Consider the following 14,860-nt stretch of genomic DNA (forward strand, 5'->3'; position numbering starts at 1 on the left):
TCGGCTGCAAAGGTATAGATTTATTTTCATTTTCTAGCATTTACAGACTGTAAACTGATAAAAAAAGTTTTTTTCTCTCTCTATATATAATAAACTTATGGGCTGATTTTATTCATACAACTTACTACATAAATGGAAATCAGAAATTTAAGAAATCGGACGCTCTCTATATAAGAGTGCGTCTGTTTTTAGTCGGATTATTCCACTATGAGTATTGTAAATAACAAGGGCAAAGACATGCCACAACAAATTTTGGGAACGACGGTTCAAAAGACCGACGACGCCGTAGGCATATTCCGAAATGATCAGGAAAAAAAGCATTGGTATGTGGCTGTTGTAAATAACAGAAGTGAAAAAGCCTGTCAGGATAGATTACGAAAACGTTTGAAAAACGAAACTGATAGTGAGAAAGCTTATGAAGTTTATGTCCCTATCCAACAGGAGATGAGTATTCGTCATGATGGTAAACGTAAAAAAGTGGACCGTATTGTTTTCCCTGCTCTTGTGTTCATTCGCTGCACAGATTCAGTAAGACGGAAAGAAATAGTCTGCCTTCCTTATATAAAACGTTTCATGGTTAACATAGCCGGTTCTTCCCGAAATACTTGCCGTCCCGTAGCTATTATTCCAGATCATCAGATGTACAGCTTGATGCGTATGGTCAATGATGCCGAAGAACATGTCACTATTGAGTCATGCCCTCTGCATTTGGGCGATCGTGTCCGTGTAAACGGTGGCAAACTGGTAGGGTTGGAAGGGAATATATGTCGTGAAATAGATGGTTCTACTAGTCTGGTTGTAAAAATTGATATCCTTGGATGTGCTAAAGTTACCATTGCTAGAGAATTGCTGGAACCTATAGCGGAAAAAAACTCAGTTAACATATAATTATATATTGACATACAATGACCATAGCAGTAGACTTTGACGGTACTATTGTTGAGCACAAGTATCCGGCAATCGGCAGGGAGTTGCCGTTTGCCATTGAGACATTGAAAAAATTGCGTGACGAACATCACAGGTTGATTCTATGGACAGTGCGTGAAGGGCGTCTGCTTGACGAAGCTCTTGCCTTTTGCCGTGATCGCGGTCTTGAATTTTATGCCGTGAACCGCGACTATCCGGAGGAGGAGAAAGGGCGTAACAATCATTACTCACGCAAGCTCAAAGCCGATCTTTTTATAGATGACCGCAACTTGGGAGGCCTTCCCGATTGGGGTACTATTTATGGAATGATTCATGACGGAACCACTTTTTCGGATTTGATACGTAATGCCGGTGAATCTCCTGTTTCGGAGAATCACGGCAGAGGTCTTTTTTCGCGCCTGTTTGGCAGATGATTGAATAATAAATGAAAAAACTGATATGAAGACTTTAAAGAAACTATTATTGTTTGTTGTGGCATCCGCCTTGTTGGCAGGCTGCACCTCCTATAAAAATGTACCTTACATGCAGAATCCCGAGGTAGTGAACAGTTACAGGGAAGATCTTCCCCTTTATGATGCAAAGATTATGCCGAAAGATTTGCTGAGTATAACTGTGAACACGAGTGATCCTCAGGCTGCCGCTCCTTTTAACCTGACGGTACAGACTCCTCTGAATGCAGCCCTGACCAATATTAATACTACCACACAACCCACTCTCCAGCAATACCTGGTAAATAACAAGGGTGAGATAGATTTCCCCGTTATCGGTCGTCTGAAGGTAGGCGGCCTTACGAAAAACGAGGCGGAAGATTTGATCCGTGAGCAATTGCAGCCCTATCTGAAAGAGAGTCCTATCGTTACAGTCCGTATGGCAAATTACAAAATTTCGGTATTGGGAGAGGTGAACCGTCCGGGTACTTTTACAGTAGGAAATGAAAAGGTAAATATCCTTGAAGCCCTTGCCATGGCGGGAGATATGACTGTTTATGGCGTCCGTGACAATGTGAAACTGATTCGTGAAGATGCAAAAGGCAAGCGTGAGATTATCAATTTGAATCTTAATAATGCAGAACTGGTTGTATCTCCCTATTACTACCTGCGCCAGAACGATATCATCTATGTAACGCCCAATAAGACAAAAGCCAAGAACTCGGACATTGGCAGCAGCACCAGCATATGGATCAGTGCTACATCCATTTTGGTATCTCTTGCAAGCCTTCTGGCAACCATCTTGAAATAAAACTCATAAATATAATTGTTGATTACAAACTGTTGATATGACTGACGAACAGAAGAACACCCCTTCGGGTACCGAGCAACGTGAGGAGAACGTTGATCTTTATGCCTTGTTTTTTAAATACTTTGCCTATTGGCCGTGGTTTGTAGCCAGTGTGCTGGTTTGTATTATATCTGCTTTCATCTATCTCCGTTATCAAGCTCCTGTCTATAATGTCGATGCGGCCGTACTCATCAAAGAAGGTGACAAGAAAGGTGGAAGCAGTAATAATCCTATGGGAGCCCTTCAGGATCTGGGTATGTTCTCCATGACTAACAATTTTGACAATGAGGTGGAAATCCTGAAGTCAAGAACCTTGATTAAAAAGGTGGTGAATCATTTGAATTTGTATATTTCAGTGGCCGAGGAACGTATGTTCGGCTATAACACTCCTTTATATAAGTCCACTCCGGTAAAAGTTTATATGACTCCTGAAGAGGCAGACAATCTGGAAGAAGGAGCCAAGCTTCATCTAAAATACACCATGAATGGAAAATTGGATGTAAAAGTGGAATATATGTTTGACGAGGAGAAGCAGGAGACTGAGGTAAGTTTTGACAGTATTCCGGCTGTTTTCCCCACTCCAGTAGGAGTTTTCAGTTTTACAAAGAACGACTCGGTCCCACCTTTGGAAGAAGATATGAATCTGGTGGCATACGTTAATTCTCCTACAGATGTGACGGAAAGTTATGTAGAGAATTTGTCAGTGGAACCCACTTCGAAGACTACCACAATTGCTGCCATCAGCTTGCAGAATACGGTAAAGCAGCGCGGTATCGATTTTATCAATTGTTTGGTTGACTTTTATAATCTGGACGCGAATGACGAGAAGAATGAAGTGGCTCAAAAATCCGCAGAGTTTATAGACGAGCGTATTGGCATTATCAATCGGGAGTTAGGTACTGCCGAAACGGAACTTGCCGATTTCAAGCAACGCTCCGGATTGACCGATTTGACCAGCGATGCCCGTCTGGCTTTGGAAGAGAGTTCGAAATATGAACAGCAGCTGACCGAGAATGCCACCCAGTTGAGACTGGTGGAGTCCTTGCGTAACTATGTGAACAATCCGAAGAATGCAAACGAGGTGATTCCCGCCAATGTAGGGTTGCAGGACCAGAATTTGGGTTCTATCATCAACCAATATAACACGATGCTGATCGAACGCAAGCGTTTGCTCCGTACCTCTTCCGAAAACAATCCTGCGGTAATCAATATCAATACGGGCATCGAGTCCATGCGGCACAATGTGCAGACTACCGTGAACAGTGTACTGAGAGGGTTGCAGATAGCGCAGTCCAATCTTGAACGTCAGGCACGGAAGTTTGAAGGCAGGATCAGCAGTGCGCCGCAGCAGGAGAAAGAATTTCTTACTATCTCCCGCCAGCAGGAAATCAAGGCGACCCTTTACATTATGTTGCTTCAGAAGCGTGAAGAAAACGCAATAACCCTGGCATCCACTGCTAATAACGGACGTATCATCAAAGCTGCTCTTCCTAGTAAAAAGCCGGTTTCTCCTAAGAAGAAGATAGTTCTGCTGGCTGCCTTTGTATTGGGTATGGGTATTCCTGTAGGTCTTATTTATTTGAAGGATTTATTAAAATATAAGATAGAGAATGCCGAGGATGTGGAGAAGATAACGGATGTTCCTATTTTGGGTGAGCTTCCTTTAAGTAAGAAGCCCGAAAAAGGTGCCATTGTGGTTCAGGAGAATCAGAATGGTATGATGGAGGAGGCTTTTCGTGGTCTGCGTACCAATATGTTGTTCATGCTTGGTGCCAGTCAGAAAGTGGTGCTTTTTACATCCACACAGCCGGGTGAAGGTAAGTCTTTTATTGCTGGAAATACGGCAGTCAGTCTGGCCTATATGGGTAAGAAAGTTGTTATTGTGGGTTTGGATATCCGCAAGCCGGGGCTGAATAAGGTCTTTAATCTGTCCCATCGCACGGAAGGTATTACCAATTATCTGGCTGACCCCGAGCATACCAATCTTTTTGATATGATACAACATTCGGATGTAAGTCCTAATCTTGATATTCTTCCGGGTGGTCCTATTCCTCCCAATCCTACAGAGTTGATGGCGCGTACGGTACTGGAGGATGCAATAGAGAAATTGAAAGAGCGTTACGATTACATTATTCTTGATACGGCTCCTATTGCTATTGTGACCGATACTGCTATTGCCAGTCGTGTGGCTGATATGTGCGTGTATGTGTGTCGTGCAGATGTTACTCCGAAGTTGGGGTATCAGTATATTAATGTGCTGCGGGATCAGAAGAAATTCGATAAATTGGCTACGGTTATTAATAGTATTGATTTGAATTCAAGAAAGAGTGGCTATGGGTATGGTCATAAGTATGGCTATGGATATGGGCACAAATATGGTTACGGCTATGGATATGGTATGAAAAAATAACAGGAGATCACTTTTATAATGTGATCTGATAATAACAACCTACCATGAAAGACAAATTAGCATCCTACAACCACTTGATCGAGACCTTTGTGATTGTCACCGAGACCTTTCTTTGCGGTCTGCTATTCCTGCTTTTCAGCAAGCTGTCCAATGAGATGCAGTGGGATAGCCTGCAGGTTGGTGAAACCACCGTTCTGCAAGTCATGCTTACACTGATGTTATGTTACGCCCTTTGCGTCGTAAGCACTCAATGGCTTCCTTGAGCTTATAAAAAAGAAATATGATCTAAGTAAAAATAAAGATAGGCGGAAGTATATTTATGACATTTGGGACATTATAGGAAGTAAGTACTCAATTTAGGCAGGTACTCAATTTATAGCTATAAATTAAAAGGCTTATTTTCGCTGCAACCAAAATTTAAGAACTAAAGAATATCCGTGTGTCATTTTTAACAAGTGATTGTGAATTTGAAATGCTTAAAGGAGTTGTCACATCTAACGAAACGGCTTTCAAAACAGGCAAAAAAGACACATACCATTATTTGAATGATTTTCAAGAATAATTAGAGGATTTTTTTATATAGACCCCATAAAAACAACTCGTTGGAATATGATAAGAAATGACTTTTTAACCACTGTAGAAAAGATTAATTGTCAAAATAAATAATAAAGTTAACATGTTAATTTGCAAATGAATTTATTCAAATACATGGTGACAAATAATGAAAAATCCGGCAGAAAACAATAAGCGTGTAGCCAAAAACACGTTGTTCCTTTATTTCCGTATGATTCTTATCATGCTGGTTACCCTTTATACGTCAAGGGGCGTGCTGGCAGAATTGGGTATTGATGATTATGGCATTTACAATGTTGTAGGAGGAGTGGTTTTAATGTTCTCTTTCCTGAACAGTTGCATGTCTACCGCTACACAGCGTTTTCTTACATTCGAGCTTGGTCGAGGTGATACGGACAAATTAAAAAATGTGTTTGCTGCAGCCTTAAACATCCATATAGCTATCGGTATTTTAATAATATTTCTGGCTGAAACGATTGGGCTTTGGTTTGTCAATGAAAAGCTGGTCATTCCTGATAACAGGATTGCTGCAGCCAATTGGGTCTATCAGTTTTCCATATTGACTTTTTGCATCAACATCATTCAGGTGCCGTATAATGCAGTCTTAATTGCACATGAAAAGATGAATGTATATGCGTACATAAGCATATTGGAAGCCTTATTGAAATTAGGCATAGTCTATTTGCTTGTAATTGTATCGGCGGATAAGCTTATTGTCTATGGAATGCTTGTCTTTGCTGTGCAATTGATTATACGGATTGTCTATCAGATGTATTGCAGGAGACATTATGAAGAGAGCAGGTTTAAACTGTTTTGGGATAAAGCTCTGTATCAACAAATGTCTGGCTTTGCCGGATGGAATCTGTTCGGCAGTGTGGCATGGCTCGTGCGTGATCAAGGGACCAATATTGTCCTCAATCTTTTTTTCGGTCCTGCAATTAATGCTGCTCGTGGGGTGGCATCCCAGGTCTCAAATGCCGTTATGGGGTTTATCTCTAATTTTCAAGTAGCATTAAATCCCCAGATTACCAAGGATTATGCAACCGGAAATATAACCGGAATGGAACGGCTTTCTTATTTAGGGATAAAGTATTCTTTTCTGATATTGTTTATGATGGCATTTCCTCTTTGCTTGAACATTGATTACGTGTTGCATTTATGGTTGGTCGATGTGCCTGACTATGCTGCTTTATTCATTATATTGATAATGATAGATGCATTGTGTGGAACACTTTTTGGGACTCCTTTTATGACATCTTTGTCAGCAACGGGGTGGATACGGAACTACCAAATTGTTGTAAGTTGCATCATATTGTGCATTTTTCCGATCGGGTATATTGCATTGAAGTTCGGCTGTAGCGCATCATCGGTGTTTTATATTTCAATATTCTTCACACTCATTGCAGGTTTTGTTCGTTTTCTGTTCTGTCGGAGTCTGATTGGCTATTCATTGAAGAAACTTATAAAGGATGTTTTATCTCCTGTAGCCGGAGTGACGGTTCTTTCTTTGCCGTTGCCTGTTTTCATAAAATATCATTTCCTTGAAGCTCAAACTCTTGGTAATTTCATTTCACTATGTATAATTACCGCTATTGTCACTATGACCATTTCATGGTTTATCGGCTTGAAAAAGACTGAAAGGAATACGCTTATTTCCGTCGTAAAAAACAAACTTCATAAAAAATGAAATTGATTTGTGAGAAAGAGTTATGTACGGGATGTGGACTGTGCGCCGCAAGGTGTCCCAAACATAGCATATCCCTGGTTGCTGAAGAATTGGGACATCTTTATCCGTCCGTTGATCAGAAGAAATGCATTGATTGTGGGCTTTGTCAAAAAGCATGCCCATCGTTGCATGATACGGTATGTCTGTATCCGTCAGTGGCATACGCCGCATGGTCGAAAGACGAAGAAGACTATAGAAGCAGCACTTCCGGCGGTATGGCTTCTGTATTGACTCATTATTTTTTAGCCAATGTAGGTATCGTTTATGGATGCACTGTAATACCGGGCATTGAAATTAAGCATATCCGCATAGATAATCTTAAAGATGCATATAAATTGAAAGGCTCTAAATATGTGCAAAGCAGTATCGTTGATGTCCTGTCACAAATTAGACAAGATGTAAAAGATGGAACAAACGTATTATTTATCGGGACACCTTGTCAAGTGACAGCTGTCAAGCGAATGTATGAGGAACAACCTGATAATCTTTTCTTGGTAGACCTTATTTGTCATGGGGTGCCTTCAAATAAATGGTTGGTTGACTATATAGCAAATACTCTCAAAATAAAAGCAGATAAAGTTTCTAGCATTGGTTTTCGGTTATTTGAAGCTTTTAGTCTATGTGTATATAATGATGATAGGTTGATTTATAAGTCCGGAGATCTATGGACACACCGTTATGAAGATTTATATTATAACACTTTTATTGACGGTTTTACCTATCGAGACAGTTGTTTTAATTGTCATTATGCCAAACCGGAAAGAGTATCTGATATAACTATCGGAGATTTTTGGGGATTGGGTAATGAAACTGACGATAATTATATTCCCAAACATCCGTATGGCATTTCCTGTGTTCTTCCTCTTACAGAAAAAGGTAAAAGACTCATTTCGATTGTAAAGGATAAGCTGAATATTTACGAACGTCCAGTTACGGAAGCCATAAACGGTAATGACCAGCTCAGATTTCCCAAAAAGAAAAATCTAAGAATAAAGTTTTTTAGAAGAATCCATAAATACATAGGAGTAGATGCTGCCTACAAACTATGTGTTTGTGATAAGATTGTAAAATATAAGATTAGAAAAATAATAAGATAGTAGCATTATAATATGGGAAATAGAAAAAAGAAATGTGGTATCGTTACATTTCATAGCTCACATAATTACGGCTCTGTTCTACAGGCTTATGCCATGGTAAGAGTCATGCAGAAAATGGGACTTGATGCAGAACTGATAGATTTTCGCCATCCCAGAACAACAGATATGTATGAGTGGAGACTATGGTCTACGTATAAAAACTGGAAATGGAATTTGCGAGAATTGGTATTGCGTGGCTTATTCAGTTTTGGGAAAAAACGGGAACAGGTATTCTCTGATTTTATTGAAAATGTGCTGAAAAAATCCAAAAGGGTAAAAGATAAAAATGATATACCGGATATCTATGATATTTTAGTTTGTGGCTCGGATCAAATTTGGAATCCAAAGGCATCTGGTGAAAACGACCCTATATATTATCTTGATTTTGGCACGACTACTTGTAAATTCTCATACGCTGCGAGTTCCGGTTCGGTCAGATTTGGTGATGAAAATCCTGAACTGTTTAAAAAGTATTTGCAAAACTTGAAATCAATCGGTGTAAGGGAGCGATTTATGCAGGAATATATTAAAGAAGAATTGGGATTAGTATCAGAGATTAATCCGGATCCTACTTTTTTATTAAATGCCTCAGAGTGGTCAGAAATAGAAAAACCATATAAAGGATTACCTGATAATTATTTATTGATTTATACAATAAAAAGACCGAAAGAGACGATAAATTTTGCGCATCAGGTTGCTGTTTCTTTAAATTTGCCAACTGTACAAATTTGCAATGATAGAGACTTGAACGCATTAATGCATAAAGATGTTGATTATAGATTAATGAATGTTTCTCCACAACAATTTTTATGGCTGTTTCATCATGCTTCGTTTATCGTAACAAACACATTTCATGGTAATATGTTTTCTGTGATTTACCGAAAAAACTTTGTTCATTATGGAATAAATTCAAGTGATACAAGAATCTCTACGTTACATGATGAAATAAGACTGAAAAACAAAATCGTTTCTTCATTCGAAATAGATCAAAGGATTATTGATTACAATTTAATAGAAGAAAATGTTGCATATTATTGTAAATGTGGATTGAATTTCATTCAAGCTAATATAAATGATGATTAAATCGTTTAATCATATCTTTTATAAACAGTAGTAAAAACGTTTAAGTGTACCTATTATATACAATGAGTTATCAACTGATTTCTTTAGTTTTTTACAATTTGATCTTATTATTCCTTTTGTTTGTTTGGATTAAAACAAAAGGGTGGCAGTTAAATGGCACATTATATATTCTATTCTTTTTGTTATTTTCAGGAATAATTTCTGCTTTTTATTGGAATGTTTCAAATGGAACTATTCGTAATTATTCTAATCTGACGCTAATTCCATTTTTCTATTTAATCATTGGCTATCTTATAACCTTAATGCCTATAGTAAAATATGACATCACTCCTAGGAAAGAACTATCTATAACTAACAAGCAAGGTGTGTTTTTACACTATTTTACTCTTTTTTTAATAATCATTTCTTTTGAACCTTTTGGGGAGAATTTGTTGCATCTACCTTCTGTGATAGCTAATTCCGATTATGCTGCAAAAATGTATGATAGTAGAGTCGAGTACCTTTCTTTTATAGGACGAAAATTAAATAGAATTTCGACTTCTTTTGAGCTGATTTACCCTCCATTACTATTTTATTTTTTGCAAAAAAAAATAATATCAAAAAAAATCGTATATGGACTTATAATGGTAATTTTAAGTTTTTGGATTCATGAATTAGGATTAGGAGGGCGTTCTAAATTAGTGCAAAATATTTTATATTTAGTTGTTTGCTTTTTTTTGATGAGACCCTATATAAATGCTTGTATAACTAAAAAAATTATTTTATATGGAAGTGTTGTTATTGGGTTAGGAATTTGTATGGTATTGCTCATTTCTATTTCCAGATTTACAAGTATAGAAGCAGAAGGTAGCAATATAGAAAATATTTGGATATGGCTAGGACTTTATGCCGGTGAAGGAGTTCTTAATTTCAATTCTCTAATGTGGTATGTAGAAAAAAGCACTGGGGGCGATTCAACATTTATTTTTTTAAAAGATTTACTTGGACTAACGAAAGGCTCTGGGGTTGAAGACAATTGGGCAACAGTTAGCAAATTGGGGATACCTGGAAATATATTTTATACGTATATAGGATCTATTTTTGAAGACTTCAATAAAATAGGCACATTAATATTTCTTTTAGTGTTTTCTACAATTACTATCAAATTAACTAAAATAAAAAACGGATTAATAACATTTCCTCAAATAATAATATTATGCTTATGCGCAAGGGTGTTGGTTATTCCTACATTTTATACATACACTTCCTTAATGGCACAAACAAATTTGTTATGTGTCCTTTGTTTTTCTATGGTTATCTATTTAAAAAAATAATCTGCAGCTATGAAAAATCCAACTGTATCCATTATTATTCCTGTTTACAATGCAGAAGGTACTATTACACGCTGCCTAGATAGTATCATACATCAGACATATTCAAGCATTGAAGTTATAATTATTGATGACGGTAGCTCAGACTTATCAGGAAGCATTTGTGATAATTATGCAACAAAATATAATTATATACAAGTAATACATAAAAAAAATGAAGGAGTTAGTATAGCCCGTCAAATAGGAGTTAAACATTCGAAAGGATTATATTCAATTCATGTTGATGCAGATGATTACATTGATAAATGTGAAATAGAAAGAATGATGGATATAGCATTAAAATTTAATGCGGATATGGTTGTTTGCGATTATATATTAGAATATAAGAAAAATAAGTTTGTATACCAGAAAGGTATGAAGGATGCCTGCGATGCATTTGATTTTCTTAAACAAATATATAATGGAATATTCATTGGAACATTGTGGAATAAATTGATTAAAACATCACTTTACAATAATGTCATTTTTCTAAAGCAATGTAATTATTGTGAGGATGTTTATATTTTAACTCAAATACTTTCAAATAACATATCAATTAATTACATCAATGAAGCTCTATATCATTACTGTTATGATGCATCATCTTTAACACGGGAAATAAATAGAAATTATATAATAAATCGTATAATTTTTATCCAAGAAATCGAGAAAATACTTCCTTTAGACCTTGATCTCAGCCGATTTAAAGCAGGTATAAAATTGTCTATACTGAAATCTGGAGAATATACATATAAAGAATATATTAATTTATACCCAAATACAAACATTCCGAAAGAACTATTGAATAAAAGAAATTTACTGTTTTTATCAACAGCAAATTTCTTTATTGGCTATCAATTTCTAAAGATATTATTCAATTTGAAAAAAAGATTCAAATCATTTCACTTATGACAATCATCCATATCACCTATGCCTTCGGTCTTGGAGGTATAGAAACTATGCTGCGTAATATTGCGAATGAGCAAGCTAGATTCGGGTATAATATACATCTGATTGTTATCAATAATAATGTTAACGATGAGCTTCGCACAAGTTTGAATGAAAAAATCAAATTCTACTGCCTGGAAAGGCGAAAAGGTTCTAAAAATCCTCTGCATTATATTAAGCTAAACTTACTTCTTAAAAGAATCAATGCAGATGTTATTCACTTGCACTACTCATCTATTGCGAGATTCATTTTTTTATCTTCATTGGAGCGCAAGCTATGTGTTACACATCATGATGTATGTAACGGAGGAAATTTTGTAAACTTATATAGATGTAAAAGGGTTTATGCAATTTCCAATATTGTTAAAGAAGATATTTTTAAATGGACCGGTCTGAATTCAGAAGTCGTTCTTAATGGTGTTGATGTGAGTAAAATCAGATACTCTACTGCTCGTCAAGTTGATATTTTCAGAATCGTACAAGTGAGTAGGCTCATGCATGAAAAGAAAGGACAACATATATTAATAAAGGCTTTTCATCAATTAATAGATCGTGGACATACTCAGTTGCACCTTGACTTTATAGGTGAAGGTGAATCTCGTGAGTATTTGGAGAATCTTGTTAATGAGTTGGGACTGTCCACATATGTCAGTTTCTTGGAAGCAAAAAATCAGTCGTATATCTATACTCATCTGTGTGAATACGACTTGTATGTACAACCATCTATTTATGAGGGTTTTGGACTAACCGTAGCCGAAGCTATGGCGGCGAAAATCCCCGTACTTGTATCGGAAAATCAAGGGCCGTTAGAAATCATAGATTATGGTAAATATGGCTATTCATTCAAAAATATGGATGTAAATGACTGCGCTGATAAGATTGAAACCTTTTTGAAAGGGCATAATAATATTTCTATGATTGAAAGTGCTTATAAAAGAGTTACGGAACTTTATAATGTGCGGATTACGGCTAAAACATATTTAGAAAAATACAAAGAATTTATAGAATCAGATTATGCTCCAGTACATTGACAATAGAATAAACTACAACTATTCCCTATGTCAGCAATGTGGCATTTGTGAGGCAGTATGTCCTAAACAGGCAATATCATTCAAGTTGTTGAAAAACGGCATACACAAGGTTGTCATTGATGACGAGAAGTGCATCAGGTGTCTGCGATGCGTAAAAAGTTGCCCTGCTAATAAGAAAGAAGGTTATGATGGATATTTCAATAACTTTTCGATTAAAAAGTATTTTTTAGGGTATAATAAGGACAACAAGATAAGGCGTGAAAGCTCGTCGGGCGGGGTGTGCAAGACATTGATTATTGAGAGCCTGAAAAACAACTTGGCTGACGGCGTGTACACGTTGAGGAAGACCGGACGTTATCCGTATGCCGAAGGCGAGTTTTACACGAAAGAGAATATACCTCGATATGATGACATTCCGAACTCGGTTTACCACTCTGTACTTGCGTGTCGTGAGGTAAAGAAAATACAGCGGTGCGAGCGTCTGATTGTTATCGGTACCAGCTGCCAGCTTAGGGCCATGAATACCATACTGAAAGGGAAGGCGAATGAGATTATCAGAATTTGTATTTTTTGCAAGCAGCAGAAGACTTTGGATTCGACCAGATTTCTCGCTAAAATTATGGGTATGGAAATCTCTGAAAATCTAAATTTCTCGATCCGTTATCGTGGGAACGGATGGCCGGGAATTGTTCGAGTGAACGAATCTGAACTGTCTTGGAATAGGGCAGCTCAGATTCCGTTCGGTAGAAGATTGTGGACTATTCCTGGCTGCAATGTTTGTGGTGACTCGTTCGGGACAAATGTCGGAGCGGACATAACCTTAATGGACCCTTGGAAAATAAGATCTGAAAACGATTTGGGTGAAACCTTAGTCATCGTACACACAGACAAAGGACTTAATCTGTTGAATAATATCTTATCGTTAAGGTCAGAACAGAAAGCATATAAAGAAGTAGCACTTGCGCTCGACTTGAAAGACATTTGGCGCAAACAGCAGCTTGTGCCGTTCTTCCGTGGCGAAAATTGTACGGAGACTGTCCTCAAGGCAGGTAAGGCTGAGCAAAGCCAGAGAAAGTTCTTGCGCTCTGTGGTTGAGACACTGCCAAGAATGCCGATTCTCTTCTACCGCATTTTATGCAAAATTTCTGACAGGCGAAATAACATATTAAAATAACGTTTATGGATATAAAAGTAATCACCCGACATGCTCCGTCTAATTACGGTTCTTTATTGCAGTCAATAGCCACAATAACGACATTGGAACGATTAGGGCATAAATGCGAAATCATAGATTACATACGCGATGACGAACACGGACTTAGTGCCGTAAAAACAAACCTTAACAACAAGCAGAGATGGTCCGGTAATTCGTTGAAGAAATTGGCATATATAGTTTTACGTTATCCTGAAGAAAAGAAGGCTGAACTGAACTTCAGAGAAATGCGCAGGAAGTATCTGAAACTGACGCAGCTATGCAGGACACATGACGATCTGAAACGTCTTGATGCCGATATATTCATGACCGGCAGTGATCAAGTATGGGGACCTACTCTCAACGGACACTATGATGAAGCTTATTTTCTCTCATTCGTAAAAGACAAAAGGAAAATAGCGTATGCGGCAAGTTTAGGCAGAACTGATTTTACGGCAAAGATACTTTCTGAATACAAAAAACTGTTGTCTTCATATTCAGGCATAGCTGTAAGAGAAAATACGGCTGTCGGGTTGCTCAGGCAGATGGACATTGAATGTGCAGGACAAGTTCTTGACCCAACACTCCTTCTTACAGGTGATGAATGGAGCAGAATGATAAAAAAAGATATGGGCGGCAAATATGTTTTAGTGTATCAGCTTCATAATAACCCTGCGTTAAGTAAATATGCAGTTAGATTCGCAGAACATGTTGGACTGCCTTTATATAGAGTGTCCCCCACTTTCCACCAAATCCGCAGGGGCGGCAAGTTTATATATCTGCCTGATCTACCTGATTTCCTGTCATACATAAAGAATTCTACTTATTTCATAACAGACTCTTTCCACGGAACTGCCTTCGCGTTGAATTTCAATAGGCAGTTTATTGAGATATTGCCAAACAATAAGACCGGAAACAGAAATCAGAGCATCTTGCAACTGACGAGGTTGCAAGACAGAATTGTTACGGATTATGCTGACTGTTCAATAAGCGAACGCATGATTGATTATGAAAGGGTTAATGATATTTTAAGAAAGGAGCGCATTCGATCTTTGGGAATACTGAAACAGCTTCTTCGTCAATAGGTTACCTCACCTGAGTAGTTACGTCAATAGCATCTTTTTATATACACACTTTATGAGCTTTGACTAGAATAAAAGAATCTTTCGACTTTTGCTGGTTTTAGTGAGCCTGTTGCAGTTTGCAA

The 14,860-nt window shown here is 37.5% G+C and carries 12 protein-coding genes and 2 pseudogenes; all 14 read left to right on the top strand.

The window, feature by feature from the left end:
- The first annotated feature begins 237 nt into the window (after positions 1–237).
- The 14 genes and pseudogenes from BVU_RS12010 (at position 238) to BVU_RS12070 (ending at position 14,738) form a co-directional block, all read left to right on the top strand.
- Positions 238–888, top strand: coding sequence for a UpxY family transcription antiterminator (locus BVU_RS12010; protein ID WP_005840564.1), 651 nt, complete (start codon positions 238–240; stop codon positions 886–888).
- Between the two features lie 17 nt (positions 889–905).
- Positions 906–1,340 (top strand): BT0820 family HAD-type phosphatase, encoded by a 435-nt coding sequence (locus BVU_RS12015; RefSeq protein ID WP_005840562.1) that lies wholly within the window; start codon positions 906–908, stop codon positions 1,338–1,340.
- Between the two features lie 25 nt (positions 1,341–1,365).
- On the top strand, positions 1,366–2,166 hold the full coding sequence (locus BVU_RS12020) for a polysaccharide biosynthesis/export family protein (RefSeq protein WP_005840559.1): 801 nt from the start codon (positions 1,366–1,368) through the stop codon (positions 2,164–2,166).
- Positions 2,167–2,203: 37 nt separating this feature from the next.
- Positions 2,204–4,615 carry a GumC family protein gene (locus tag BVU_RS12025; RefSeq protein WP_011965580.1) on the top strand — a complete coding sequence of 804 codons (2,412 nt, stop codon included), beginning with the start codon at positions 2,204–2,206 and terminating at the stop codon, positions 4,613–4,615.
- Positions 4,616–4,659: 44 nt separating this feature from the next.
- Positions 4,660–4,857 (top strand): annotated as a pseudogene (locus BVU_RS12030) (undecaprenyl-phosphate glucose phosphotransferase); the annotation flags it as partial.
- Positions 4,858–5,336: 479 nt separating this feature from the next.
- The gene (locus BVU_RS12035) at positions 5,337–6,875 is read left to right on the top strand and encodes a hypothetical protein (RefSeq protein WP_011965581.1); all 1,539 of its coding nucleotides are present in this window, start codon (positions 5,337–5,339) and stop codon (positions 6,873–6,875) included.
- Positions 6,872–7,012: pseudogene (locus BVU_RS23120) on the top strand (4Fe-4S binding protein); the annotation flags it as partial. The gene BVU_RS12035 and the pseudogene BVU_RS23120, both read left to right, overlap by 4 nt.
- A 117-nt stretch (positions 7,013–7,129) precedes the next feature.
- Positions 7,130–8,011 (top strand): Coenzyme F420 hydrogenase/dehydrogenase, beta subunit C-terminal domain, encoded by an 882-nt coding sequence (locus BVU_RS12040; RefSeq protein WP_057279618.1) that lies wholly within the window; start codon positions 7,130–7,132, stop codon positions 8,009–8,011.
- 12 nt (positions 8,012–8,023) lie between these two features.
- The gene (locus BVU_RS12045) at positions 8,024–9,133 is read left to right on the top strand and encodes a polysaccharide pyruvyl transferase family protein (RefSeq protein WP_011965583.1); all 1,110 of its coding nucleotides are present in this window, start codon (positions 8,024–8,026) and stop codon (positions 9,131–9,133) included.
- A gap of 62 nt (positions 9,134–9,195) precedes the next feature.
- Complete coding sequence (locus tag BVU_RS12050; protein WP_011965584.1) at positions 9,196–10,446, top strand: O-antigen polymerase; 1,251 nt, start codon at positions 9,196–9,198, stop codon at positions 10,444–10,446.
- A gap of 9 nt (positions 10,447–10,455) precedes the next feature.
- Complete coding sequence (locus BVU_RS12055; RefSeq protein ID WP_011965585.1) at positions 10,456–11,394, top strand: glycosyltransferase family 2 protein; 939 nt, start codon at positions 10,456–10,458, stop codon at positions 11,392–11,394.
- Positions 11,391–12,461 (top strand): glycosyltransferase, encoded by a 1,071-nt coding sequence (locus tag BVU_RS12060; RefSeq protein ID WP_011965586.1) that lies wholly within the window; start codon positions 11,391–11,393, stop codon positions 12,459–12,461. Before BVU_RS12055 ends, BVU_RS12060 begins: the two co-directional genes overlap by 4 nt.
- A complete protein-coding gene (locus BVU_RS12065; RefSeq protein ID WP_011965587.1) occupies positions 12,445–13,635 on the top strand; it encodes a Coenzyme F420 hydrogenase/dehydrogenase, beta subunit C-terminal domain in 1,191 nt (396 codons plus the stop codon). The genes BVU_RS12060 and BVU_RS12065 overlap by 17 nt, the downstream gene beginning before the upstream one ends.
- A 5-nt stretch (positions 13,636–13,640) precedes the next feature.
- Positions 13,641–14,738, top strand: coding sequence for a polysaccharide pyruvyl transferase family protein (locus BVU_RS12070; protein ID WP_011965588.1), 1,098 nt, complete (start codon positions 13,641–13,643; stop codon positions 14,736–14,738).
- Positions 14,739–14,860 lie beyond the last annotated feature (122 nt).

This window comes from Phocaeicola vulgatus ATCC 8482, assembly GCF_000012825.1.
Taxonomy (GTDB): domain Bacteria; phylum Bacteroidota; class Bacteroidia; order Bacteroidales; family Bacteroidaceae; genus Phocaeicola; species Phocaeicola vulgatus.